The organism is Arthrobacter sp. 05T410, assembly GCF_056396505.1.
This window is the reverse complement of sequence record NZ_JBFTLP010000004.1, coordinates 40,564-64,431: the sequence shown is the minus strand read 5'-3', so window position 1 is coordinate 64,431 and position 23,868 is coordinate 40,564. Positions and strand designations below refer to the sequence as shown.

General features: G+C 67.6%; 22 protein-coding genes and 1 tRNA gene. 7 read left to right on the top strand and 16 right to left on the bottom strand.

Translation table 11 applies throughout. From position 1 onward, the window contains the following. The first annotated feature begins 103 nt into the window (after positions 1 to 103). From AC1DFR_RS07180 to AC1DFR_RS07170, 3 genes are read left to right on the top strand one after another with little or no spacing between them, the layout of a single operon-like run. Positions 104 to 904 (top strand): alpha/beta hydrolase, encoded by an 801-nt coding sequence (locus AC1DFR_RS07180; RefSeq protein ID WP_476870566.1) that lies wholly within the window; start codon positions 104 to 106, stop codon positions 902 to 904. Next, on the top strand, positions 901 to 1,704 hold the full coding sequence (locus tag AC1DFR_RS07175; RefSeq protein ID WP_476873057.1) for an alpha/beta hydrolase: 804 nt from the start codon (positions 901 to 903) through the stop codon (positions 1,702 to 1,704). The genes AC1DFR_RS07180 and AC1DFR_RS07175 overlap by 4 nt, the downstream gene beginning before the upstream one ends. Further along, on the top strand, positions 1,697 to 2,404 hold the full coding sequence (locus tag AC1DFR_RS07170) for a hypothetical protein (protein WP_476873056.1): 708 nt from the start codon (positions 1,697 to 1,699) through the stop codon (positions 2,402 to 2,404). The genes AC1DFR_RS07175 and AC1DFR_RS07170 overlap by 8 nt, the downstream gene beginning before the upstream one ends. Before the next feature lie 58 nt (positions 2,405 to 2,462). Here the strand turns inward: AC1DFR_RS07170 and AC1DFR_RS07165 are convergent, their stop codons facing one another. Continuing rightward, positions 2,463 to 3,557 (bottom strand): ROK family glucokinase, encoded by a 1,095-nt coding sequence (locus AC1DFR_RS07165; protein ID WP_476873055.1) that lies wholly within the window; start codon positions 3,555 to 3,557, stop codon positions 2,463 to 2,465. Between the two features lie 223 nt (positions 3,558 to 3,780). Between AC1DFR_RS07165 and AC1DFR_RS07160 the strand changes: the two genes are divergently transcribed. Continuing rightward, a complete protein-coding gene (locus AC1DFR_RS07160) occupies positions 3,781 to 5,601 on the top strand; it encodes an AMP-dependent synthetase/ligase (protein WP_476873054.1) in 1,821 nt (606 codons plus the stop codon). A 208-nt stretch (positions 5,602 to 5,809) separates the two neighbouring features. Here AC1DFR_RS07160 and AC1DFR_RS07155 read toward each other — a convergent pair whose 3' ends face one another. After that, positions 5,810 to 9,205, bottom strand: a complete 3,396-nt coding sequence (locus AC1DFR_RS07155) for a pyruvate carboxylase (protein WP_476870563.1) — start codon at positions 9,203 to 9,205, stop codon at positions 5,810 to 5,812. A 317-nt stretch (positions 9,206 to 9,522) separates the two neighbouring features. Here AC1DFR_RS07155 and AC1DFR_RS07150 point away from each other — a divergent pair, with 317 nt between their 5' ends. Beyond that, the gene (locus AC1DFR_RS07150) at positions 9,523 to 10,404 is read left to right on the top strand and encodes a ParA family protein (protein ID WP_476857893.1); all 882 of its coding nucleotides are present in this window, start codon (positions 9,523 to 9,525) and stop codon (positions 10,402 to 10,404) included. 115 nt (positions 10,405 to 10,519) lie between these two features. Here the strand turns inward: AC1DFR_RS07150 and AC1DFR_RS07145 are convergent, their stop codons facing one another. From AC1DFR_RS07145 to gcvH, 5 genes are all read right to left on the bottom strand, one after another. Beyond that, positions 10,520 to 11,116, bottom strand: coding sequence for a MerR family transcriptional regulator (locus AC1DFR_RS07145; protein WP_028275903.1), 597 nt, complete (start codon positions 11,114 to 11,116; stop codon positions 10,520 to 10,522). 351 nt (positions 11,117 to 11,467) lie between these two features. Continuing rightward, a complete protein-coding gene (locus AC1DFR_RS07140) occupies positions 11,468 to 11,971 on the bottom strand; it encodes a bifunctional nuclease family protein (protein ID WP_230009361.1) in 504 nt (167 codons plus the stop codon). Continuing rightward, the gene (ftsR, locus tag AC1DFR_RS07135) at positions 11,971 to 12,693 is read right to left on the bottom strand and encodes a transcriptional regulator FtsR (protein ID WP_026266235.1); all 723 of its coding nucleotides are present in this window, start codon (positions 12,691 to 12,693) and stop codon (positions 11,971 to 11,973) included. The genes AC1DFR_RS07140 and ftsR overlap by 1 nt, the downstream gene beginning before the upstream one ends. Before the next feature lie 17 nt (positions 12,694 to 12,710). Continuing rightward, a complete protein-coding gene (locus AC1DFR_RS07130) occupies positions 12,711 to 13,187 on the bottom strand; it encodes an FHA domain-containing protein (protein WP_028275906.1) in 477 nt (158 codons plus the stop codon). Positions 13,188 to 13,347: 160 nt separating this feature from the next. Next, positions 13,348 to 13,734 carry a glycine cleavage system protein GcvH gene (gene gcvH, locus AC1DFR_RS07125; RefSeq protein ID WP_079553886.1) on the bottom strand — a complete coding sequence of 129 codons (387 nt, stop codon included), beginning with the start codon at positions 13,732 to 13,734 and terminating at the stop codon, positions 13,348 to 13,350. 195 nt (positions 13,735 to 13,929) lie between these two features. On the opposite strand from gcvH, the gene AC1DFR_RS07120 reads away from it, so the two are divergent. Next, on the top strand, positions 13,930 to 14,799 hold the full coding sequence (locus AC1DFR_RS07120) for an Fpg/Nei family DNA glycosylase (protein ID WP_476873053.1): 870 nt from the start codon (positions 13,930 to 13,932) through the stop codon (positions 14,797 to 14,799). Between the two features lie 101 nt (positions 14,800 to 14,900). Here AC1DFR_RS07120 and AC1DFR_RS07115 read toward each other — a convergent pair. The 9 genes from AC1DFR_RS07115 to AC1DFR_RS07075 form a co-directional block, all read right to left on the bottom strand. Beyond that, positions 14,901 to 14,977: transfer RNA gene (locus tag AC1DFR_RS07115), tRNA-Pro, on the bottom strand. 148 nt (positions 14,978 to 15,125) lie between these two features. Then, on the bottom strand, positions 15,126 to 16,676 hold the full coding sequence (der, locus tag AC1DFR_RS07110) for a ribosome biogenesis GTPase Der (protein ID WP_028275909.1): 1,551 nt from the start codon (positions 16,674 to 16,676) through the stop codon (positions 15,126 to 15,128). Next, positions 16,673 to 17,353, bottom strand: a complete 681-nt coding sequence (locus tag AC1DFR_RS07105) for a lysophospholipid acyltransferase family protein (RefSeq protein ID WP_476850474.1) — start codon at positions 17,351 to 17,353, stop codon at positions 16,673 to 16,675. The genes der and AC1DFR_RS07105 overlap by 4 nt, the downstream gene beginning before the upstream one ends. A 73-nt stretch (positions 17,354 to 17,426) precedes the next feature. Further along, positions 17,427 to 18,170 (bottom strand): (d)CMP kinase, encoded by a 744-nt coding sequence (cmk, locus tag AC1DFR_RS07100; protein WP_476873052.1) that lies wholly within the window; start codon positions 18,168 to 18,170, stop codon positions 17,427 to 17,429. Then, positions 18,170 to 19,279 carry a prephenate dehydrogenase gene (locus AC1DFR_RS07095; protein ID WP_476873051.1) on the bottom strand — a complete coding sequence of 370 codons (1,110 nt, stop codon included), beginning with the start codon at positions 19,277 to 19,279 and terminating at the stop codon, positions 18,170 to 18,172. Before AC1DFR_RS07095 ends, cmk begins: the two co-directional genes overlap by 1 nt. 2 nt (positions 19,280 to 19,281) lie before the next feature. Next, the gene (locus AC1DFR_RS07090) at positions 19,282 to 20,565 is read right to left on the bottom strand and encodes a pseudouridine synthase (RefSeq protein ID WP_476873050.1); all 1,284 of its coding nucleotides are present in this window, start codon (positions 20,563 to 20,565) and stop codon (positions 19,282 to 19,284) included. A 110-nt stretch (positions 20,566 to 20,675) separates the two neighbouring features. Further along, positions 20,676 to 21,362, bottom strand: coding sequence for an SMC-Scp complex subunit ScpB (gene scpB, locus AC1DFR_RS07085; protein WP_459384365.1), 687 nt, complete (start codon positions 21,360 to 21,362; stop codon positions 20,676 to 20,678). Continuing rightward, positions 21,359 to 22,237 carry a segregation and condensation protein A gene (locus AC1DFR_RS07080; RefSeq protein ID WP_476873049.1) on the bottom strand — a complete coding sequence of 293 codons (879 nt, stop codon included), beginning with the start codon at positions 22,235 to 22,237 and terminating at the stop codon, positions 21,359 to 21,361. Before AC1DFR_RS07080 ends, scpB begins: the two co-directional genes overlap by 4 nt. Positions 22,238 to 22,281: 44 nt before the next feature. Beyond that, a complete protein-coding gene (locus AC1DFR_RS07075; protein WP_018772307.1) occupies positions 22,282 to 23,181 on the bottom strand; it encodes a ParA family protein in 900 nt (299 codons plus the stop codon). A gap of 356 nt (positions 23,182 to 23,537) precedes the next feature. Between AC1DFR_RS07075 and AC1DFR_RS07070 the strand changes: the two genes are divergently transcribed. Continuing rightward, on the top strand, positions 23,538 to 23,867 hold the full coding sequence (locus tag AC1DFR_RS07070) for a hydrogenase maturation nickel metallochaperone HypA/HybF (protein ID WP_028275916.1): 330 nt from the start codon (positions 23,538 to 23,540) through the stop codon (positions 23,865 to 23,867). The last annotated feature ends 1 nt before the right edge of the window (position 23,868 follow it).

The window sequence follows — 23,868 nt, the reverse complement described above, 5'->3', positions numbered from 1 at the left end:
TCTCCGGAAGGCGTCTGGCCTGCGGCCCGAACCGGGTCCGGCCAGGCTTCAATGGACACCTTACTCTAGTGAGTTTTGGCGCTAAGGGTGACACGATGGGCTCATGACTGAAAGCAGCACTCCCCCTGCGCCCGCCGCTTTCAGCTACCCGGGCCACGGCCCCAACGCCCGGACCGGTGTGGCCATCTGCCACGGCTTCACAGGCAGCCCGCTCAGCGTCCTGCCGTGGGCCCGCCACCTCGCCGCCCAGGGCTTCGCCGTCTCGGTACCGCTACTGCCCGGGCACGGCACCCACTGGCGGGATCTCGCCCGGCAGGGCTGGCAGGACTGGTACAGGAGCTTTGAAACGGCGTACCTGGACCTGGCCGCCCGGACTGATGACTGCTATGTCGCGGGACTGTCCATGGGCGGCACGATCGCCCTGCGTACCGCGGCCCGCCACAGCGTGGCCGGCGTGGCCGCCGTCAACCCCGGCCTGAGCTTCTATGACCGCAGGGTCCGGATCGTGGGACTGCTCAAGTACTTCCAGCGCACCACCACGCCCATCCAGGAGGACAATTCCACGGCGGCCACCACCGACGACGGTGACTACTCCCTGACGCCGCTGGCCGCCGTCCACCAGTTGCGCCGGCTGTTCGCCGCGACCCTCCGGGACCTGCCGTCCGTCTCCGCCCCGGCCCTGGTGTTCAAGTCGGACACCGACGCGGTGGTCCCGCCGTCGTCCCTGGCGCTGCTGCGCAGGCGGCTCGGGTCCCGGGAACTCACGGTGGTTCCCCTCCCGAAGAGCGGGCACGTTGCCACCCTGGACGCCGATGCGCCGCTACTCTTTGAAGAATCAGTGCGTTTCTTCCTGCAGCACGCCCACGCCATTTCGCCGCCCCGCGCCCCCTCGGAGTCCCCATGAGCATCCTCCCGGACCATTCGCCGTTCAGCAGCCCGTTCACCGGAACCATCCCCCGGACCGGGGTCGTGGTCTCGCACGGCTTCACCGGCAGCCCGCACGGTGTGCGGGACTGGGCGTTGTCCCTGGCCGGTGCCGGGTTCGCCGTCCGGCTGCCCCTGCTGCCGGGGCACGGAACGAGCTGGCAGGAGCTGGCCAAGACCCGGTGGCAGGACTGGCATGCTGCCTTGGACGCGGCCTACCTGGAGCTTGCGGAAGAATGCGACGTCGTGGTCGTGGCGGGGCTGTCCATGGGCGGCGCCCTCGCGTTGCGGATCGCCGCCACCCGCCCCGTAGCGGGTGTGGTGGTGGTCAACCCCGGCCTGGTCATCGATGATCCCCGCGCCCCGCTGGCGGGCGTCTTGAAGTTTGTCCTCAAGAGCACCCCGGCGATCGCCAATGACATCCTCAAACCGGGCATGGATGAGTGCGCCTACCCGCGCACCCCGGTGGCCGCCGCGCACGAGCTCAACAAGATGTTCAAGGACACCGTGCGGCTGCTGCCCCGCGTCACGGCTCCGGTCCGGGTCTACCGTTCCACAGTGGACCACGTGGTGTCCGAATCCAGCATGGAGGCCCTGCGCCGCGGGTTGACCAACGCCCCGCTCGAGGTGGTCCGGCTGGAAAACAGCTACCACGTCGCTACCATGGACAACGACGCGCCCGAGATCTTCCGTGGCACGGCCGAATTTGTCCGGTCCGTTGCAGCCACGGCCGGTCCGGGCGCCGCCCGCGCCAGCCGGAAGGACACGGCCAATGACTAAACCGGACCCCGACGTCCCTGACCCCGAGACCCCTGACCCCGACGACGCCCGGTCGCCTGGCGCTGACGCATCCGGCCTCCAGCGTCCGGGCACCACCCCGCCCCCTGAGGCGCAGGACCCGGCCGCCGCGGACGAACCGCTTGCCGATGACGACGCCGTGTGGCTGGATCTCGTCGCCAGGCTGGAAGGGGTCGGGACAGGCGGGGACGAGGCAGTTGGGGGAACTGACGGCCCGGCCGGCGGAGCGGACAGCGCCGCCGGCACCGGCGCTGGCTCCGGTGCTGGCACCGGCGCGAACAGGTCGTTCAGCGATTTCGACCCGCTGGGCCTTGCCGGCGTCGCGCCGATCGAACTTTCCGCCAGGGAGCGGCTCGCCTCCTCCCCGGGGAACCCGGCCGCGGGCAGCAGTGAGGCACCGGACACCGCATCCGGCCCCCGGGACTACGAGGCCGACGACGACGATGGCGTGTTCGTCCCGGAGGAGCCGCCCAGCCTGGCCGGTGCAGATCCGATGACCGTCCTTGCCTGGATTGGAGCGGTGGGCGGCCCGATTGCGCTCGTGTTCTCGGCGATGTTCTGGCGGTCGGCCCCGACGCTGGCGATCGTGGGCATGGTGGCCGCGTTCGCGGCCTCCGTGGTGTTCCTGATCATGAAGCTGCCGGGCGAGAAGGACGAGCACGACGACGGGGCGCGCATCTAGTCCACCCGGTCAGGGCGCCAGGCACCGCGCTGGCTGGTTCAGGGCCCAGGAAGGCACGCTACTGGGTGTGCATGCGGCTGCTGACCCGGGAGAGGTCGGCGGCGCCGATCAGCCCGGCGTTGGGTCCCAGGGCCGCAAGTTCGATCTCCGCCGCGGGGCGGAAGCCGCGGCCGGTGAGGTTCCGCGCGAAGGCCTTTCGGGCCGGCGCGACGAGCAGCTCGCCGGCGTCGCACAGTCCGCCGCCGATCACGAACTTGCCTGGGTCCAGTGCCGCTGCGAGGTTCGCCAGGCCAAGGCCCAGCCACTCCCCGACGTCCTCGAGGAGTTCGCGGGAGGTCTGGTCCCCGGCCTTGGCCAGCTCCGTCACGATCACGCCCGTAATGCGTGCCACGTCGCCGTCCACGGCCTTGAGCAGTTCCTGGGCAACCGGGGAATTCGCGGCGGCCAGTTCCCTGGCCTCGCGGCCGAGCGCATTGCCCGAGGCGTATTGTTCCCAGCAGCCGCGGTTGCCGCACTCGCAGCGGTGCCCGCCCGGCATGATGATCTGGTGGCCGAACTCCCCCGCCACACCGAAGCGGCCGCGTTCGAGCCGTCCGTCCATGACCATGGCCCCGCCGATTCCGGTGCCCAGGGTGATGCAGACCAGACGGTCCTGTCCCTGTCCGGCGCCGAAGCGCCATTCCGCCCAGGCGGCGGCGTCGGCGTCGTTGGTCAGCAGGACGGGGCGGCGCAGCAGCCGCTGCAGGTTCTCGCGCAGCGGTTCATTGCGCCAGGCCAGGTGTGGGCTGAAGAGGACAGTGCCGCCGTCGAGGTCCATCCAGCCGGCAGCGCCGATTCCGACCGACCAGATCCGGTGTCCGGCGCCCAGCTCTCCGACGAGTTCGACAATGACCTGTTCCACGGCGCGCGGGTCGTTGCCCGGGGTGGAGCGTTTGGCCTGGCTGAGGATCCTGCCCTCGGCGTCCACCACGCCGGCAGCAACCTTGGTTCCCCCGATGTCGACGCCGATCGCCAGGCCCTTGCGGCCCAGCCGCAGGTGTGAGCGGATGTCGTGCCCGGCCGTGGCGACCGCGGCTCCGGCCAGGGTCCTGCTTCGCCAGGCGGCGGTCCGGCGGCGCAGGCCGGGCTGCCGGCCGGGTGTTGGTGTCTGCATGGTGCCCCATTCTATTCGCCGGGGCCGCAACGGCAGCGAAAGCCCGGCCGAATGACGCGGCAGCAGAGCGCCGCGCACGTGCCCGCAGCATCCCCGACTGGCGGAACGGCGGCCCCGACCGTAAAGTTACTCGCCAGTAGGTGTCGCAGAACACACCTTCGGGGGGCCGCATACTAGGCTTAGCGGTACCCCTTGCGGGCCTATGGATACCAAAGGAGCTGTCGTGCGAGAAATCATTGTCCCGCCCCTGGTGAATGTCGATCCGGACACCAATGTCACCGATCTCGTGGTGCGCCAGGCGGCCAAGGCCTCCAACCCTGCGCTGTTCTCGCGGCTCGACGCAGCCGGCCAGTGGCAGGACGTCCGCGCCACGGAATTCCTGGCCGACGTCTCGGCCCTCGCCAAGGGCCTCATGGCCAGCGGTGTGGCCGCCGGCGACCGGGTGGGCATCATGTCCCGCACCCGGTATGAATGGGCCCTGATCGACTTCGCCATCTGGTTCGCCGGCGCCGTCTCGGTCCCGATCTATGAAACCTCCTCCCCCTCCCAGGTGGCCTGGAACCTTGGCGACTCCGGCGCCGTGGCCGCGTTCGGCGAATCGGCGCACCACGAGGACATCATCCGGCAGGCGGCCACCTCCGAGGGCCTCACCGCCCTGGGGCATGTCTGGCAGCTCGAGGGCGACAGCCTGGACGAGGTCCGTGCGGCCGGAGCCGGCGTCAGCGATGCCGAGCTCGAAGCACGCCGCAGCCAGGCGTCCCTGAACGATGTCGCCACGATCATCTACACCTCGGGCACCACCGGCCGGCCCAAGGGCTGCGAGCTGACGCACGGCAACTTCGTGGAACTGTCCGAGAACGCGCTGGTCACGTCGCTGGGCACGATCGTCCACGAGCAGGCGCGGACCATCATGTTCCTGCCCATGGCCCACGTCTTCGCACGCTTCATCTCTGTGCTGGCAGTCGCGGCCGGCGTCACAGTGGCGCACACCCCGGATATCAAGAACCTGCTGCCGGATCTGCAGAGCTACAAACCGACCTTTATCCTCGCCGTCCCGCGCGTTTTCGAGAAGGTCTACAACTCGGCCCTGACCAAGGCCGAGGACGGCGGCAAGGGCGCCATCTTCCACCGCGCCGCGGACACCGCCATCGAATTCTCCCGGGCCCGGCAGGCCGGCAAGGTCGGGCTCGTGCTGAAGCTCAAGCACGCCGTGTTCGACAAGCTCGTGTACAGCAAGCTACGGGCCGCCATGGGCGGGAACGTCTCCCATGCCGTTTCCGGCGGCGGGCCGCTCGGTGAACGGCTGGGCCACTTCTTCCAGGGCATCGGCATGCAGATCCTGGAAGGGTACGGGCTGACTGAAACCACGGCGCCGATCACCGTCAACACCCCCGATCTGATCAAGATCGGCACGGTCGGCGCCCCGATTCCGGGCAACTCCGTCAGGATCGCGGACGACGGCGAGATCCTCGCCAAGGGCGTGTGCGTCATGCGCGGCTACTACAAGCGCGATGACCTGTCCGCCGCAACCTTCGACGACGGCTGGTTCCGTACCGGCGACATCGGCCAGCTGGACGAGGCGGGGTTCCTGACCATCACCGGGCGCAAGAAGGAAATCATCGTCACGGCCGGCGGCAAGAACGTCGTCCCGGCCCTGCTGGAGGACCAGATCCGCGCGGACGCGCTCGTCTCGCAGGTGCTCGTGGTCGGTGACAACCGCCCGTTCATTGGTGCCCTGGTGACCCTGGACGAAGAAGCGCTGCCCGGCTGGCTGGGCCGCCACGGGCTCCCGGCCTCGACCTCGCTCGCCGAGGCTGCCGTCAACCCCGCCGTCATGGCCGCGGTCCAGGAGCTCATCAACCACGCCAACCAGTCCGTGTCCCAGGCCGAGGCGATCAAGTCCTTCCGGATCGTGCCGGCCGACTTCACCGAGGCCTCCGGACATCTGACCCCCTCCATGAAGGTCAAGCGGGCCCAGGTGCTCAAGGACTTCGAGAACGTGATCGAGGAAATGTACAGCGCCAAGCGTCCCACCCTCGCCTAGGCTGCAACCGCGACCGCCCCGCACCGAAACCCCGCACCAGAGCAACGCGGGGTCAGATACGGCCCATCCGGCGCCCCCTGATGGGCCGTATCTGACCCCGCGTTGCTTTTGTTCGGGAGGCAAGGTTCGGCAGAAACAGAAGGGTCCTTMCGGCGGAAGCCGGAAGGACCCTTCTGTGTTGATGGGCTACGGTGTTGCCGCGCTGCCGCTATTCGACGACGAGCAGCAGATCCCCGCCCTGGACCTGTTCGATCCCGGCGACGGCGAGCCGCGCGACGGTGCCGGCCACCGGCGTCGTGATGGACGCCTCCATCTTCATGGCCTCGATCGTGGCCACGGTGTCGCCGGCCTTGACGGTGTCCCCGGCCTTGACGGTCAGCGTGACGGCACCGGCGAACGGCGAGGCGACCTGGCCCGGCTGGGAGGTGTCGGCGCGTTCGGCGGCCTTGACGTTGCTCACCACTGAACGGTCGCGGACCACCACGGGCCGGGACTGGCCGTTGAGCGTGCACATGACCGTGCGCATGCCCTTCTCGTCCGGCTCGGAGACGGCCTCGAGCGAGGCGATCAGCCGGACGCCCTTCTCGAGCTCGATCTCGTGCTCCGCGCCGCGCTGCAGCCCGAAGAGGTAGTCCCGCGTGTCCAGCACCGAAAGGTTGCCGTAGGCCTCCACGCTCTTCTGGTAATCCTTCGTGGGACCGGCGAAGAGCAGGCGGTTGAGCGTGCCCCGCCGGGTCTTGGAATCGCCGTTGAGCGCGGCGCTGTCCTCGGCGCTGATCTCGACGTCGCGGACCTTGACGGTGCGGCCCTGCAGCGCCTTCGTCCGGAAGGGCTCGGGCCAGCCGCCGGGCGGGTCACCGAGCTCGCCGGAAAGGAAGCCGATCACAGAATCCGGGACGTCGTACTTTTGCGGGTTCTCGTTGAAGTCTTCCGGGTCGGCGTTGAGGCCCACCAGGTGCAGGGCGAGGTCGCCCACCACCTTGGACGACGGGGTCACCTTGACCAGCCGGCCGAGGATCCGGTCCGCCGCGGTGTACATGTCCTCGATCGCCTCGAAACGCTCGCCCAGGCCAAGCGCCATCGCCTGCTGGCGCAGGTTGGAGAGCTGGCCGCCCGGAATTTCGTGCTGGTAGACCCGGCCCGTGGGCCCCGGCAGTCCGGACTCGAACGGCGCGTAGACCCGGCGGACGGCCTCCCAGTAAGGCTCGAGGGCGCAGACGTTCGCCAGGCTGAGGCCGGTGTCGCGCGGCGTGTGGGCCAGCGCGGCGACGAGGGCCGATGCCGAGGGCTGGCTGGTGGTTCCGGCCAGAGAGGCCGAGGCCACGTCCACAGCGTCCACGCCGGCATCCACGGCCGCGAGGAGCGTGGCCAGCTGGCCGCCGGCGGTGTCGTGGGTGTGCAGGTGGACGGGGAGGTCGAACCGCTCCCGGAGCGCCGAGACCAGGCGTGCCGCGGCAGCCGGACGCAGCAGTCCAGCCATGTCCTTGATCGCCAGGATGTGCGCCCCGGCGTCGACGATTTTCTGCGCCAGCTCCAGGTAGTAATCCAGGGTGTAGAGCGTTTCCTCCGGGTCCAGCATGTCCGCGGTGTAGCAGAGGGCAACCTCGGCGACGGCGGTACCGGTCTCACGGACGGCCCGGATGGCCGGGGCCATCTGGTTGACGTCGTTGAGGGCGTCGAAGATCCGGAAAATGTCGATGCCCGTGGCGGCGGCCTCGTTGACGAACGCCACCGTGACCTCTTCCGGGTAGGGCGTGTAGCCGACGGTGTTGCGGCCGCGGAGCAGCATCTGCAGGCACAGGTTCGGCATGGCCTTGCGCAGGGCGGCAAGCCGGTCCCAGGGGTCTTCGCCGAGGAAGCGCAGGGCGACGTCGTAGGTGGCCCCGCCCCAGGCCTCGACCGAGAGCAGCTCGGGGAGCAGCTTGGATTCTGCGGGACCAGCCGCCACGAGGTCCCGGGTGCGCACCCGGGTGGCGAGCAGGGACTGGTGCGCGTCGCGGAACGTGGTGTCCGTGACGGCCACGGCGTCCTGCGCGCGCAGGGCACGGGCAAACCCTTCCGGGCCGAGTTCCTGGAGACGCTGGCGGGACCCTGGCCGGGCCGCTGCGTCATCCAGGGCCGGAAGCTTGTCCGCCGGGTCCGTGTGGACCTTGAGTTCGCCGTTGGGCTTGTTGACAGTGACGTCGGCAAGCCAGGTCAGCAGCTTGGTGCCGCGGTCGGCCGAGACCCGTGCCTTCAGCAGCTGGGGCCGTTCGTCAATGAACGAGGTGGCCACATCCCCGGCGACGAAGTCGGGATCGTCCAGGACCGCCTGCAGGAAGGAGATGTTGGTGGACACGCCGCGGATGCGGAACTCGGCGAGGGCGCGGCGGGCCCGGGCGACGGCGGCCGGGTAGTTGCGGCCGCGGCAGGTCAGCTTGACCAGCATGGAGTCGAAGTGCGGGCTGATCTCCGCGCCCGAGTAGACGGTGCCGCCGTCAAGCCGGACGCCTGCGCCGCCGGCCGAGCGGTAGCCGGTGATCTTGCCGACGTCGGGCCGGAAGCCGTTGGCCGGGTCCTCCGTGGTGATGCGGCACTGCAGGGCGGCACCCTTGAGCTGGACGCTCTCCTGGGACAGGCCCAGGTCCGCGAGGCTCTCACCGGCGGCGATGCGCAGCTGCGCCTGGACGAGATCGACGTCGGTGACTTCCTCGGTCACCGTGTGCTCGACCTGGATCCGGGGGTTCATTTCGATGAATACGTGCTGGCCGGCCCGCTCACCCACCGTGTCGACAAGGAATTCGACGGTACCGGCGTTGACGTAGTTCAGCGCTTTCGCGAACTTCACGGCGTCGCGGTACAGCGCCTGCCGGATGCCTTCGTCCAGGTTCGGCGCCGGGGCGATCTCGATGACCTTCTGGTGGCGGCGTTGGATGGAACAGTCACGCTCGAAGAGGTGCATCACGTTGCCCTCCGCGTCGGCCAGGATCTGGACCTCGATGTGGCGCGGGCGCAGGACGGCCTGCTCCAGGAACATGGTGGGGTCGCCGAACGCGGCGTCGGCTTCGCGCATGGCGGCCTGCAGGGCCTCCGGGAGCGCCTCGCGGGTGTCCACGCGGCGCATGCCGCGCCCGCCGCCGCCGGCGACGGCCTTGGCAAAAATGGGGAAGCCGATTTCATCCGCGGCGGCGATCAGTTCGTCCAGGTCCTTCGACGGCTGGCTGGACTTGAGGACCGGGACGCCGGCCTTGCGCGCGGCCTCGAGGGCGGCAACCTTATTACCGGCGAGTTCCAGAACCTCGGCCGGCGGGCCGACGAAGGTGATGCCGGCCTCCTTCGCGGCCCGCGCCAGGCGCGGGTTCTCGGAGAGGAAACCGTAACCGGGGTAAATGGCGTCCGCCCCGGACTCCTTGGCGACGCGCACCACCTCATCAACGTCCAGGTAGGCCCGGACCGGATGTCCCTCCTCGCCGATCAGATACGCCTCATCGGCCTTCTGGCGGTGAATGGAGTTGCGGTCCTCATGGGGAAACACAGCGACAGTCTTGGCACCCAGCTCGTAGCTCGCGCGGAAGGCGCGAATCGCGATTTCGCCGCGGTTGGCCACCAGAATCTTAGAAAACATACTTCTCCTGCTTCATCGCGGGCGTATCGGTAAGTGCTCACAGTGTCTAGGACCTGTGCGGGCAAACACAAATCATTGTGGCGACTGTCACAGCATTATCCGTCACGGACGCCGCGATGGGCAGGGCCTTGGCCTTGGAGCTTTCCCCGTCCGTCCGATTGGCGAGGTTCTGGCGCCCCACGCCGGATGAAACGGGTTTCGCCGGAGCATCAACATATGATGAGTGGGTGGGTGGCGCATGCACGCCCCGGCTCCGAAGAACGCAGGAGCCGGCACGACCCCGTCTCGGCAACCGGCGTTAGGTATTGGTTTTTCAAGTGCAAGTAGTGAGCATCAGCAGCCTCAAAGGCGGTGTCGGCAAGACATCCGTGACCACCGGACTGGCGTCGGCGGCATTGGCCGCCGGCATCCCCACCCTCGTCGTCGACCTTGATCCGCATGCTGACGCCAGCACGGCCCTGGGCGTGAGTCCGGACGATCAGCTCGATATCGGCAGGATGCTGAGGTCGCCGCGGCGGGCACATCTGGCGGACAACGTGGTCCCCAGCGGCTGGGTGGAACACGCCCGGATCAACGGCCGCAGCAACGCCAACGGCAGTGCCAACGGCAGGATTCAGTCCGGCGCGGCAACCTCCGTCCTGGACGTGGCCGTCGGCTCTGCCTATACCGGCATCTACGACCGCCCCGACCTGGGCCGCCGCGACCTTCGCCGACTCTCCACGGTCCTGGCCGGCGCCACGAACTACGAACTCGTCCTGGTCGATTGCCCCCCGTCACTGAACGGCCTGACCCGGATGGCGTGGTCCGCAAGCGACAAGGTGACCCTGGTAGCCGAGCCCGGGCTTTTCTCGGTGGCCGGCACGGAACGCACCATGCGCGCCATCCAGCTCTTCCGGCAGGAATTCGCCCCCAAGCTGTCCCCTGCCGGCATCGTGGCCAACCGGGTGCGCAGCAGTTCGGCCGAGCACACGTTCCGGCTCTCGGAGATGGAATCCATGTTCGGCCAACTGCTGTTGAGCCCGCATATCCCGGAGCAGGCCAACTGGCAGCAGATCCAGGGCGCCGCCCACTCCATCCACCACTGGCCCGGCGACTCGGCCAAGAATGCGGCCGGGCTCTTCGATGCCCTGCTGCAGAACCTGCTGAACCAGGGCGGCGTGGCCCCGGCCGGCGCTGTCCGCGACCGCAGCCTTCGGTAGCCCCGGACTGCCGTACACAGCCCAACAGAAATGAGGCCGCCTTCCCTGTCCGGGAGGCGGCCTCATTCTGTTGAATTCCGTTTGCTGTGCTCAGTCACGTCTATAGCTGCGGGGGCTAGCCGATCTTGCGGGCCGCCCGGCGTTTGCTCAGCTCGTCGTCGGGAAAGGACTGGTCCGCGGCGTGTTCGCTGGGAAGAGCTGCGAGGCTTCCTTCAACTTCGCGCCATACGCGGCCGACGGCGATGCCGAACACCCCCTGGCCGCCCTGGACGAGATCGATGACTTCATCTGCCGATGTGCACTCGTAGACGCTGGCGCCGTCGCTCATGAGCGTGATTTGGGCGAGGTCCTCGACGCCGCGCTCCCGCAGGTGTTCCACGGCGGTGCGGATCTGTTGCAGGGAGACGCCCGTGTCCAGGAGCCGTTTGACCACCTTGAGAACCAGAATGTCGCGGAAGCCGTAGAGCCGCTGCGAGCCGGAGCCGGCCGCACCGCGGACGGCGGGCTCAACGAGTCCGGTGCGCGCCCAATAATCGAGTTGGCGGTAGGTAATGCCGGCCGCCTTGCAGGCGGTGGGTCCGCGGTAGCCCGCGTCCTCGTCCAGAACGGGGAGATCCTCGGTGAACAGCAGGCCTTGGGCACCGCTGGCGGGCACAGCAACGCCGGCCGTTGAGGCCTGCTTCAGCTCGCCTGCTTCGCCTTTCGGACTCACGTGGACCCTCCTTGTCGTGGGTTCCCCTGGGTTTGTTGCATCGGCAGCAATAGATGTGAACAGCTGCATGACACCGGATGAATATTTCATCCGTGTAATTCAGCCGGACTGCACCTTCCAGTGTGACTTGCGCGGCTACCGTATGCAATGGGAACTTGTACCTTCGACGTTAGGCCTGCCGGGGCCCAAGGTCAAAGACGTTGGGGCTATTCCAAGGGCGTGTCGAAAGTTTCATCCTCGACTTTAACGTTTGGTGCCGCCACAGCTGTCACGCACGTATCAGAAACACCAGCAGTCACAGGCACGCCCGCAATCGCGGCAGGTTCCCTGGCGCCGGTTGCCTGGGCCGGCTCAGCCGCCGAAGTCTTCGGGTTCGACGTCGTCGAGGAACTCGCGGAAGCGCCGCAGTTCGACTTCCTCGTCCACGGCGGGTCCGGGGTGCGTGTCCTCGCCCTCGTCGTGTTCGGTGATCCGGACGCCGGCCTCGTCCATGACGGCGTCGGCGCACCAGATCCGGCACTTGGCGCGCAGGGCAACGGCCAACCCATCGGAGGCCCGGGAGCTCACGGTGGTGCCGTTCTCGAACTGCAGCTGCCCGTAGAAGATGTTGTCCTCCACCGCCACGATGTTGACGCTGACGATCGTGTGGCCCAGGGCCTCGACAACGTCCACCAGGAGGTCGTGGGTCATCGGCCGGGGCGGGATGACCCCCTGCTGGGCCAGGGCGATGGCGCTGGCCTCCGGGGTCCCGATCCAGATGGGCACGTGGCGCTCACCATGGATTTCCTTGAGCAGGACAAGCGGCTGGTTGGACGGCAACTCGATCCGCACGCCGACAATCTCCACCTCAATCATCAGATGTCCATCCTTGAGATGCGGTCGTGGACCAGCGCCTGGTGCAAGGACAGGCAGAGGTCGCTGATTTCCCGGGCCGCCTCGGCGGCGCGGGCGTGGGAGGCTGCGTCCTTGCGGGAGGTCAGGGTGGCCACAGCACGCTCCACGAGCCCGAATTCGCGGTCGGCAGCCGCCTGGAAGGGCCGCAGGTGGCGGGGTTCCAGGCCATGGCTCTCCAGCTGGACGCAGGCCCGCGCGACCTGCAGCGCGTGTTCGTCGAATTTGCCGTTGACGTGCCCGATCAGGCCGTAGCTCAGGAGCGATTCCAGCAGCGGGACGCTCGCCCCGGATTCGGCGCGCAGCTGCTCCTCGCTGAGCCTGCGTGCCCGGCTCTGCAGCTCGGAGGCGAGCTCCTCGGAGACAATCCGCGGGGACAACGTGACGCCTGCCGGCAGGTTCTCCGGCCGTTCGCCCCGGTCGATCGCATCCAGGTAGTCCTTGATGACCTTCAGCGGCAGGTATTGGTCACGCTGGAGTGAGAGGACGAAGCGCAGCCGTTCGACGTCGTTCTCGGAGTACTGACGGTAGCCGGCAGGTGTCCGCTGCGGGTTGATGAGTCCCTTTTCTTCAAGGAACCGGATTTTTGACGCAGTCATGCTGGGGAAGTCGTCGCTCAGTTGAGCCAGGACTTCCCCGATGTTCAGAACCTGGGGTCCGCGCCGATCCGCATGTGCCGTGGCCACAGGCAACTACCCCGGAATCAGACGTTGCCTGCTGCGCGGGCAGGGCTGAGGTAGAAGGTGAGGCGGAATTTGCCGATCTGGACCTCGTTGCCGGACTTCAGTTCCACCGAGTCCACGCGGTCGTGGTTGACGTAGGTGCCGTTCAGGCTCCCGGTGTCCACAACCTCAAAGCTGCGCGCAGTACGGCGGAATTCGACGTGCCTGCGCGAAACAGTGACGTCGTCGAGGAAGATGTCGGCGTCCGGGTGGCGGCCCGCCGTGGTGACGTCGGAGTCCAGCAGGAACCGCGCACCGGCGTTGGGGCCGCTGTGCGCGACGAGCAGGGCCGATCCGAAGGGAAGGGCCTCAACCGCTGCCCGTTCCTCAGTCGAAAGCTTCGGCGTGAAATTGGGTTCGTCGCGCACCGGAGTGAGGTTGATCGACGTGGTCTCCGAAGCCTTCACTCCACCCGTGCCGTAACCGTCACCGGTGTCGTTCCGTTCGTGCCCAAACATTGAGTCCTCCTCATTCGTTGCAGGTGTCCCCCCTGCAAACAACGCATGCCGTCCGGAAAAGCCTTGCAGTCCCGGTAATGAGGCCCTTCGGCGGGGCGCGGCTTTGTTTTGTTATCCCAACAACACTCGCCGGCGGCCCCGGCCCGAATGACCTCTGTCTTTAGCCTACCTGCTGTTCATACTCGGATGCACTGAGCAAGGACTCGACCGCGTCGGCTTCCGCGAGCTTGATTTCGATCAGCCAGCCTTCACCGTACGGATCGGAGTTGATAAGGGCGGAATCGGTGTCCAGCGACTCGTTCCTGGCCACCACCTCGCCCGTCACCGGGGCGTAAATGTCACTGACGCTCTTGGTGGATTCGACCTCTCCGACGACGTCGTTGGCCTTGATGGTGGTCCCGACCTCGGGCATCTGGGCGTAGACGACATCCCCGAGGGCGTCCTGGGCAAAATCAGTGATGCCCACGCGCACAACCCCGTCGGCGTTGGGGGCCGAAACCCATTCGTGTTCTGCGGTGTAGGACAGGTCTTCGGGAATGATGCTCATGACGGGCCTTTCATCGGGTCAATCACCTGGCGGCGGCAGTCGTTTGTTCTAGCCGCCGCTGAAAGTATAGGCACATCGGGCAGGGGCCGGGGAGGCATCTGCGAAGATGGTGCCATGGCAGAACATGCTCCGCTGAAGGGCGGGAATGTGAACAACCGGGGCGCCGGGACCGTCCGGACACGTGAGGGCTAGGCCGTGCCTGAGCTTCCTGAAGTTGCGGCCCTGACGGACTTTCTGGACGAGCACCTGCGCGGAGCAATGGTGCGGAAAATCCAGCCGGTCTCCTTCGCCGTGCTCAAGACGGCAGCCCCTCCCTACTCCGACCTCCAGGGCAAGGCCGTCACCGGCGTGCAAAGGTTCGGCAAGTTTGTCAGCCTGGAAGCGGACGGGCTGCATCTTGTCTTCCACCTCGCCCGGGCCGGCTGGGTCCGCTTCACGGACTCCCCCACCGACGCCCAGCTGAAAATGGGGAAGGGCCACATCGCGCTGCGGCTGACGTTCTCGGGCGATTCCGGCCCGGTGGGCATGGACCTGACCGAAGCGGGCACGAAAAAGAGCCTGGCGGTCTATGTGGTCCGTGATCCGCACGACGTGCCCGGCATCGCGGCGCTCGGACCGGATCCGTTCAGTCCGGACTTCGACGTCGATGCCCTGGCCGGGATTCTCGGCTCCAGTTCCCAGCAGATCAAGGGCGTCCTGAGGAGCCAGGGCATCATCGCCGGGATTGGGAACGCGTACAGTGACGAGATCCTGCACGCCGCCAGGACTTCGCCGTTCGCGATCGCCAGGTCGCTGGACCGGACGCACGTGCAGCACCTCTACGACGCCATCCACACCATTCTGGGAACGGCGGTGGCGGAGGCCAGGGGCAAGCCGCCCAACGAGCTCAAGGACACCAAGCGGAGCCACATGCGGGTCCACGGCCGGACCGGCGAACCGTGTCCGGTGTGCGGGGACACGGTCCGGGAGGTTTCCTTTGCCGATTCCGCCCTGCAGTACTGCCCGACGTGCCAGACCAAAGGAAAGATCCTGGCCGACCGCCGGACGTCCCGCTTCCTGAAATAGCGGATCACCGCGGACCTTCCTGGGAACACCACGGAGCGGATGTGTCCGGGAAACAGAAAACCCCGCCATTCCTTCATCAGGAATGGCGGGGTTTCAGCTGTTGGTCGGGCTGACAGGATTTGAACCTGCGACCCCTTGACCCCCAGTCAAGTGCGCTACCAAGCTGCGCTACAGCCCGCTGGTTCCACCGTTCTCCGCCCGGAAGTCTTCCCGGATTCGCTCCAGGTTTTCTTCCAAGCAGTCCGGCCGAACCACCTCCAAAAGCTTACACGATCCGGGAGGGTGCCTGTGACAATTTCAGGCTGTCACGGCAAGGTGTGTCGGAATTAACGTTTCTTGCCACGCTTTTCGCGCACGCGCATGTTGACCTCAATCGGCGTGCCCTCGAAGCCGAAGGTCTCCCGGAGGCGTCGGGTGATGAAGCGGCGGTATCCCGGATCCAGGAATCCGGTAGTGAAGAGCACGAACTTCGGCGGCCGGCTCGAGGCCTGGGTGCCGAACAGGATGCGGGGCTGCTTGCCGCCGCGGACCGGGTGCGGGTGCGCTGCGACAAGTTCGCCCAGGAACGCGTTGAGGCGTCCGGTGGGGATGCGCTTGTCCCAGCTTTCCAGGGCGGTGTCCAGGGCCGGGACGAGCCGGTCCTTGTGCCAGCCGGTCTTGGCCGAGATGTTCACGCGCGGCGCCCAGGCCACGTGTGCCAGGTCCTGCTCGATTTCGCGTTCCAGGTAGCGGCGGCGCTCGTCGTCGAGGAGGTCCCATTTGTTGAAGGCCAGCACCAGGGCGCGGCCGGATTCAACGGCAAGCTGCAGGATGCGGACGTCCTGCTCGCTGAGCACCTCGTCCACGGCCAGAAGCACGACGGCGACCTCGGCCTTTTCGAGCGCGCTCTGCGTGCGCAGGGAAGCGTAGAAGTCCGCGCCCTGGGCCATGTGCTGGCGGCGCCGGATGCCGGCGGTGTCCACGAAGCGCCACGTGCGTCCGCCGAGTTCGATGAATTCATCGACCGGGTCGCGGGTGGTGCCGGCGGTATTGTCCACCACCACACGCTCGGAACCGGCGAGCTTGTTCAGCAGCGAGGACTTGCCGACGTTCGGGCGGCCGATCAGGGCGATGCGGCGGGGGCCACCGGAGCGCTCGAGGCCTTCAATCAGGGAGTACTCCGGGAGGGTGTCCATGACGTGGTCCAGGAGGTCCGCCACGCCGCGGCCGTGCAGGGCCGAGACGGGGTACGGTTCGCCGAAGCCCAGGCCCCAGAGGGTGGCCGAGTCGGCTTCCTGGGCGAAGTCGTCCACCTTGTTGGCCACCATGATGACCGGCTTCTTCGACTTGCGCAGCATTTTCATGACGCCTTCGTCGGTCGCGGTCGCGCCCACGGCGGAGTCGACGACGAACAGGACGGCGTCGGCAAGTTCCACGGCCATCTCGGCCTGCTCCGCCACACGGGCGTGGATGCCGCGGGCATCGTGCTCCCACCCGCCGGTGTCCACCACGGTGAAGTTGCGGCCGTTCCAGTTTGCCGAGTACATGACACGGTCGCGGGTGACGCCGGGGGTGTCCTCGACCACGGCCTCGCGGCGGCCCAGGATCCTGTTGACCAGGGTGGATTTGCCCACGTTGGGCCGTCCGATGATGGCGAGGACCGGGTCCAGCTTGACCGGGCCGTCAAAGTCCTCGTCGTCGAAGTGGCCGCTCAGCAGCGCGGCGTCGTCTTCGTCGAGCTCGTAGTCGTCCAGCCCGGCACGCAGCGAGGCCGCGCGGAGTTCCGCTTCGTCATCGTCCAGGGCGGCAAGGTTTTCAGCCACCTGGTCGGTGCCGGTGGGCGTGTATTCGTCTTCGCCGGCGCCAAAATTGCCGGAGGTTTGAGTCGTATCGCTCATTGCACTTTCCTTAGGTGGTGATCTGCCGGCGTCCCGGCTACTTCTTCATGACGTTCATGCGGTGATTCCGCGTGGGGCAGGGGCTGCCCGGTTCTTAGTACTGAGTCCTGGACATGGCGCGCTAATGCGGCCCGGATTTCGGTTCCCGCCCTGTCCATTGAAACACGCCCGGTCTCGCCGGGCCTGCGGCTGACGTTGATGGCCCCGCCGAAGCTGACATGCAGACGCCGGCGCGGTGCGGGCACGGTGTCCAGGTGTTCGCCGTCGATTCTTGTGCCCAGGATGGCCACGGGGACCACAGTGGCGCGCGAGTTAAGCGCCAGCCAGGCGACGCCGTTGTTGATCGCGGCGGCCTCACCGCTCCCCCGCGTGCCTTCGGGAAGAATCCCGACGCACCGTCCGGCGTCGAGCAGGCTCCGGGCCGTGGCCAGCGCCGCACGGCCACCGCGGCGGTCGACGGGCAACTGGCCCGACGCGGCCAGGACGCGGCCGAGGAACCCGGTGAACATCTCCTGCTTGACGAGGATGTGCATCGGCCGGGGCGAGGCGCCGAACATGACGGGCCCGTCCAGGAAGCTGATGTGGTTTCCCGCGAAGATCACGGGACCGGCCGCGGGGACGTTGGAGCGTCCGCTGACCGAGGTGCGGTAGACGAGGTGGTCCAGGAGCCAGCCCACGGGCCGGCTCCACGCCGTCGTCCACTGACCGGGCAGGGAGGCCGGCGCTGTCCCCGGCAGTCCGGCGCGCCCCTCAGTCACCGTGGACGGCCCGGAGCGGAACGGGAGAGTGGTTGACCACGGTGTCCACGATGTCGAGGGCGGCCTGGACCGTCTCGTCAAAGTCCAGGTCGGAGGAGTCCAGGGTCACGACGCCGTCGGCGGCCGTGGTGAAGTTCACTACGGTGGAGTCCTTGGCATCGCGGTGCGTGACCTGGGCTGCCAACTGCTCGGCATTCTGGCTGCCGCCCAACTGGATGCCGCGGCGGCGCAGCCGGGCTTCCTCGCTGGCGGTCAGCAACATCCGCACCTCGGCATGGGGCGCGACGACGGTGGTGATGTCCCGGCCTTCGACCACCATGCGGCGGTGGTGCTTTTCGATCAGCTCGCGCTGCCGGCGGATCAGTTCAGTCCGCGCGCCCAGCGTGGTGGCGACGGCGCTGACTGCCGCGGAAATGGCGGGTTCACGGATGGCGAGAGTGACATCGTGCCCGCCGACGCGGACGTACTCTTCCTGCGGGCTGGTGCTGATTTCAAGCGGCAGGGTCTCTGCGGCGGTCTCGACGGCGGCCCCGTCGTCCAGGTCCGTGCCGCTCTTCAGGCAGAACCATGTCAGGGCGCGGTACATCGCGCCGGTGTCGAGGTAGGCCAGTTTCAGCCGGCGGGCCACCTCTTTGCTCACGCTGGATTTGCCGGAGCCGGAGGGGCCGTCGATGGCAACCACAAGGCTTTTTCCGGGGCGGACTACGTCCACTGTCTCGATGAGTTCCTGGGTCATTACTGGAGTACCCGCCATCCACGGTCGTTGAGGGCTGCTATCAAAAGGTCGTGCTTGTTGGGCAGGGCGGAAATTTCCACCATGCCCACATTCTGCCCCGAAGAGTGGTCGAGGCGGAGGTCTTCGACGTTGACGCCGATCTCGCCAATCTCGGTCAGCAGCTTGGCGATCTGTCCCGGTGTGTCATCCACCAGCACCGTCAGCCACGAGTATGCCTGCGGGGGGCCGCCGTGCTTGCCCGGGATCCGGGACTGGCCGGCGTTGCCTTCGCTGATCAGCTGGGCAAGGTCCAGCCGGGCGCCGGGAGCGGCCGGTGCCTCCAGGGTGCCGATCAGCCGGTTGAGGTCCTCGCGGACTCCGTGCAGGATTTCCACCACTTTTTCCGCGTTCGCGCCCAGGATCTGGACCCAGAGCGTGGGATCGCTTGCGGCGATCCGGGTGACATCCCTCAGCCCGTTGCCGGCCAGGGACAGGGCGTGCAGGGGCGTGCCCTGCAGGCGGCTGGCCACGAGCGAGGACATCACCTGCGGCAGGTGTGAGACGAGCGCCACGGCTGCATCGTGCTCGTCGGCAGCGAATTCGGACACGACGGCGCCGAGATCGCCGGCCAGCGCACGCGCCACCCGCAGGGACTCCGGCAGTGTCTCCTCCGCCGGGCACACGACCCACGGCATGGAGGTGAACAGCTCGCCCCGGGCCGCGACCGGGCCCGATTTCTCGCGCCCGGCCATGGGGTGGGTCCCCACGTAGCGGCCCAGGTCCGCACCGCGGCTACGGAGATCGGCCAGGATCTGCGCCTTCACGCTCGCGATGTCCACCACGACGGCGTGCGGGTAGTCCTGGAGCGCCTTGGCCACGACGTCCGCCGTGACATCCGGCGGCGCGGCCACGACGACGAGCTCCGGCGCCTCCCCCTCGAGGCGCGCCAGCGGCAGGCCGGCGCCGATATCGACGGCGACGGCCTGGTTGGTCGGCGAGGGATCCGAGAGGAACACGGGGACGCCCCGCCCGCGCAGCCCCAGCCCGATGCTGGTGCCCAGTAGCCCGGAGCCCAGGACGAGCACCGGGCCGTTCAGGTGGCCGCGGCCGTGCGTGCGGAAGGCGGACATGCTTACAGCCCCACGGAGGCCAGCAGGTGGCCGACTTCCTGCTTGCCGAGGTTGCGGATGCTGCCCTGGCGCTGGTCGCCGAGCCCGATGGGGCCGACCTTGACGCGCACCAGGCGCAGCACGGGGAAGCCGACGGCGTCGAACATGCGCCGGACGATCCGGTTCTTGCCCGAGTGCAGCACGACCTCGATCAGCACGTGGCCCGGGGTCGAGTCGACGAGCTTGAAGGAGTCCACCGAGGCGATGCCGTCCTCGAGTTCGACGCCGCCCTTGAGTTCGGCGCCCACGCCCTGCGGGAAGGGCCCGCGGACCTGCACGAGGTAGGTCTTGGGCACTTCATAGGACGGGTGCGTCAGGCGGTTGGCGAGCTCGCCGTCGTTCGTCAGCAGCAGCAGCCCTTCGGTGGCGACGTCAAGCCGGCCCACGTGGAAGAGGCGTTCGCCGTGGTGGTTGCGGACAAAGTCGCTGATGCACGGGCGGCCGTCCGGGTCCTCCATGGTGGAGACAACGCCCTTGGGCTTGTTGAAGACCATGTAGACCATGTTCTCGTCCAGCTGGATGCGCAGTCCGTCGACGTGGATCACTGCCGTCTTCGGGTCGACGCGCACGCCGAGTTCGGTGACCACCTGGCCGTCGACCTCGACGCGGCCCTCGGCGATCATTTCCTCGCAGACCCGCCGTGAGGCGACGCCGGCGGAAGCCATGACCTTCTGGAGGCGGGTGCCGTCGGCGTCGTGCAGCTCAGACTGCGGCACCTCGGCTCGGGGTCCGCGCTTGCGGGCCGGCTTGCGCACGGGCCCGAGGTTCTGGCCGAAGCGTTCACTGCCGAAGGCGCGGGAACCGGTGGCCTTGGCCGCTCCGGCGCCGACGCGCGGCTTGGGTTTGAGGGCGCCGGGAGTGCCGGGGGCCTTGCCGAAGCCGGGCTTGCGGGCTGCTGCCTTGCGGGCGGCCTCCTTGCCGGAAGGCGCTTTCGACTTCCAGTCAGCGGAAGCCGGGCGGGCGGCCGACGGCGCGCCGTCCGGACCCTGCAGGTCCGGATCGATGAAGGCCTCTTCGCGAGGCTTGGGGTGCTTGAAGGGGCGGTCTCCGCCGCCCTTGTAGCCGGCTCCGCCGCTGCGGCCTGCGCCGCCCTGGGAGCTGCGGCCTGCGCCGCCCTTGTAGTCGGCTCCGCCGCTGCGGCCCGAACCGCCCTGTGCGCCGCGGCCTGAGCCTTGCGCTGAGTTTTGTCCGGCACTGTTACGTCCCGAACTGTTACGTGGTGAACCCTGGCGTCCCGCCTGTGTCATGACCCGTCCTTCGTTTGTTGGCCGACGGCCGCTGTCTCCCGACAACACCCGCCGACTGGGCAAAATGATTCTGCCCTAGTGGATACTCGTGCGCAGGCAGTTGTTCCTGCCTACATTCTTCCAGCGTCGTAAAACTCTTCGATGCCTTCAAGCCCCGGAAGGTGGGGTGAAAGCTGTGGCAATTCCGCCACCGAGCCGATTCCCATTCGCTCCAGGAAATACGACGTCGTGCGGTACAGGATTGCTCCGGATTCAGGATCGGTTCCCGAGTCCTCGATCAGCCCCCGCTGCGTCAGCGTCCGCACGACAGAGTCAACGTTGACTCCTCGAATTGCAGACACCCGCGCCCTAGATACGGGCTGGCGGTAAGCGATGACGGCGAGCGTTTCGAGCGCCGCCTGCGTCAGCCTGGCCGTCTGTCCTTCCAGCACGAATTCGCCAACGATCTCGGCGAATTCAGCGCGGGAATAGATCCGCCAGCCTCCGGCGATATTCCGCAATTCAAAACCCCGGGCGGTGGCGCTGAAGCCGTTCAAACTGGCATCGTCCACATCCGGGGCATTAACAGTATAACCGTTATACTCCCGCTGCAGTTCAGCCAGCAGGGTCTCGACGACGTCGACCGTCAGGTTCAGTCCGGCTGCCAGGGCCTGGGCCGTGGCCGGTTCGTCGATCACCATCAGGACCGCTTCGAGGGCCGCGCGGGCACCCCCTGGCAGGCTCGCGACGTCCGGCCGCGCGTCTGTCCCGGCGTCCGGCCCGGCCTCGCGGGCAGCGTCAGGGAGTCGTTCGTTCACGGTTGGTCCTCGTATTCTTCACTCAGGTTTTCGCTGCTCCACCCCTGGGTATCGGCCGTCCAGTGCACCGTCAGTTCCCCCAGCGGCAGCAGCTGGTCAAAGCCCACTGCCCGGTCGCGGAACAGCTCCAGCAACGCCAGGAACCGCGCCACCACCACCAGCGTGGATTCGGCGTCGGCGATCAGGGCCCGGAAGCTCAGCGGCGTGCCCAGCCGCAGCCGGTTCCCCAGCAGCTCGGCCTGTTCCTTGACGCTGACGGGCGCACCGTGCAGGTGCGCGAGGCCTACTTCGGTGGGGGCTGCCTCCTTGGGTTTGAGGGCCGCCTCGGCCAGGGAGGCGAACTGGGCAGGGGTGTGCCGCCACAGCAGTTCCGGAAGCAGGGCAGCGAAGTGTCCCTCAAGGGCAACCTGCCGGGGATATTGCCGGGCCTCAAGCTCGAGTGTGGAGCCGATCATGCCGGCCACCTGCTTGAACGCCTTGTACTGCAGCAGCCGGGCGAACAGGAGGTCCCGGGCCTCCAGCAGGGCAATGTCCTCATCGTCCTCAACCTCGCCCGCGGGCAGCAGCCGGGCCGCCTTGAGGTCCAGGAGGGTGGCCGCAATCACCAGGAATTCGCTGGCCTCATCCAGGGCCCACTCCTCCCCCAGCTGCTGCAGGCCCCTGATGTACTTGATGAATTCGTCAGTGACCGTGGACAGCGCCACCTCGGTGATGTCCAGCTGGTGCTTGGAGATCAGGCCGAGCAGGAGATCGAACGGGCCGGTGAAGTTGGCCAGCCGCACTTCGAATCCGGGCTTTTTGACGCCCTGTTCTGCTGGGTCCTCCGGCCGCGCGGCCCGCGCGGATTCCGCGCGTGTGTCGAGCTCCGCAGGCATGTCGAGATTCGCTGGCGGAGAAAAGGCGCCTGCCACGACCCTGGCTAGGGCGCGCCGCCGCGCGAGATCAGCTCTTTGGCCAGGCGGCGGTAGGCGTCGGCCCCGACGTGGTTGCCCGCGTAGGTTGTGATGGGCTCGGCCGCGACCGTGGCGTCGGCAAATTTGATCGAGCGCTTGATGACGGTTTCGAAGACCTTGTCGCCAAAGGCCTCCACGAGGCGGGCGATCACCTCGCGGCCGTGCAGGGTCCGGGCGTCGTACATCGTGGCGAGCACGCCGTCGACCTGCAGGCGCGGGTTGAGGCGGTCCTGGACCTTGTCGATGGTTTCCACGAGCAGCGCCACGGCGCGCAGGGCAAAGAATTCACAGATCAGCGGGATGATGACCCCATGGGCGGCGGTCAGCGCGTTGACGGTGAGCAGGCCGAGCGAGGGCTGGCAATCGATCAGGACGACGTCGTAGTCGTCCTCGACCTTTTTCAAGGCCCGGTCCAGCACCTGTTCGCGGGCCACTTCATTGACCAGCTGCACCTCGGCGGCGGAAAGGTCGATGTTGGCCGGGAGCAGATCCACGTTTTCCACGCCGGTCTTCTGGATGGCGTCGCGGATGTCCACCTTGCGGTCCATCAGCACGTTGTACACCGTGAGGTCGAGCTCGTGAGGATTGGTGCCCAGGCCGGCGGACAGGGCACCCTGCGGATCGAAGTCGACCAAGAGCACGCGGCGGCCGTATTCGGCCAGGGCGGCGGCGAGGTTGATCGTGGACGTGGTTTTGCCCACCCCGCCCTTCTGGTTCACCATGGCGATAACCCGCGCAGGACCGTGGGAGGACAGCGGCGCGGGCTCCGGAAAGTCGCGTTGGGGCCGCCCGGTGGGGCCCATGACGGCGTCTTCCAGATCGAGTTCGGTGCCTTCCAGAGTTGCTGAACCCTGTTCGCTGCTCACGTATCTATCCACACTTTCGATGACGGTGATTGTCGTGCTTCATTTTGCCGCCTCCGGGCTCCCGGAGCCCAGCGCGTTCCTCCCAAGGTTACAGCGCCCGACACGGTATTCGCCGGACCTTGACACTGCGCCGGAGGCTGTGCCTTGACGTTCGGGTTGAAGTCGAAGGTTGCCACCCGGCTGTCACGGCAGCCCGGGCGTGCCGGCAGACAGGCCCGGAGGGACACCAAGGGGGACGCCCGCAGGCGCGCCGGGAGCGGTGAAGCAGGCGGCCGGTTCCGGCCTCCGGCGGCCCCGGACATATTGAAGTTTGTACCCCGCAGGCCTACATTGAAACGACGAGGTGGCAGCGGCTCATGCACGAACTTTCGATCACGCAAAGTCTTGTGGAGGCGGTCCTGGACCGGACCGGTGGCCGCTCCGTGACGGGCGTCAACCTGCGGATCGGACCCTTGAGCGGCGTCCTCCCGGACGCCGTGCGCTTTTGCTTCGAAGTCGTTTCAGCTGACACGCCGCTGGCCGGGGCAACCCTGACGATCGATGAATCCGAGGGCCGGGCCAGATGCCGCAGCTGCCGCGACGAGTTCGTCCTTGAGGACATGTTTCTGCTCTGCCCCTGTGGCAGTGCCGATGTCGAAGTCGTCAGTGGCCGGGAGCTCCTGGTCACCTCGGTGGAGGTTGCGTAGA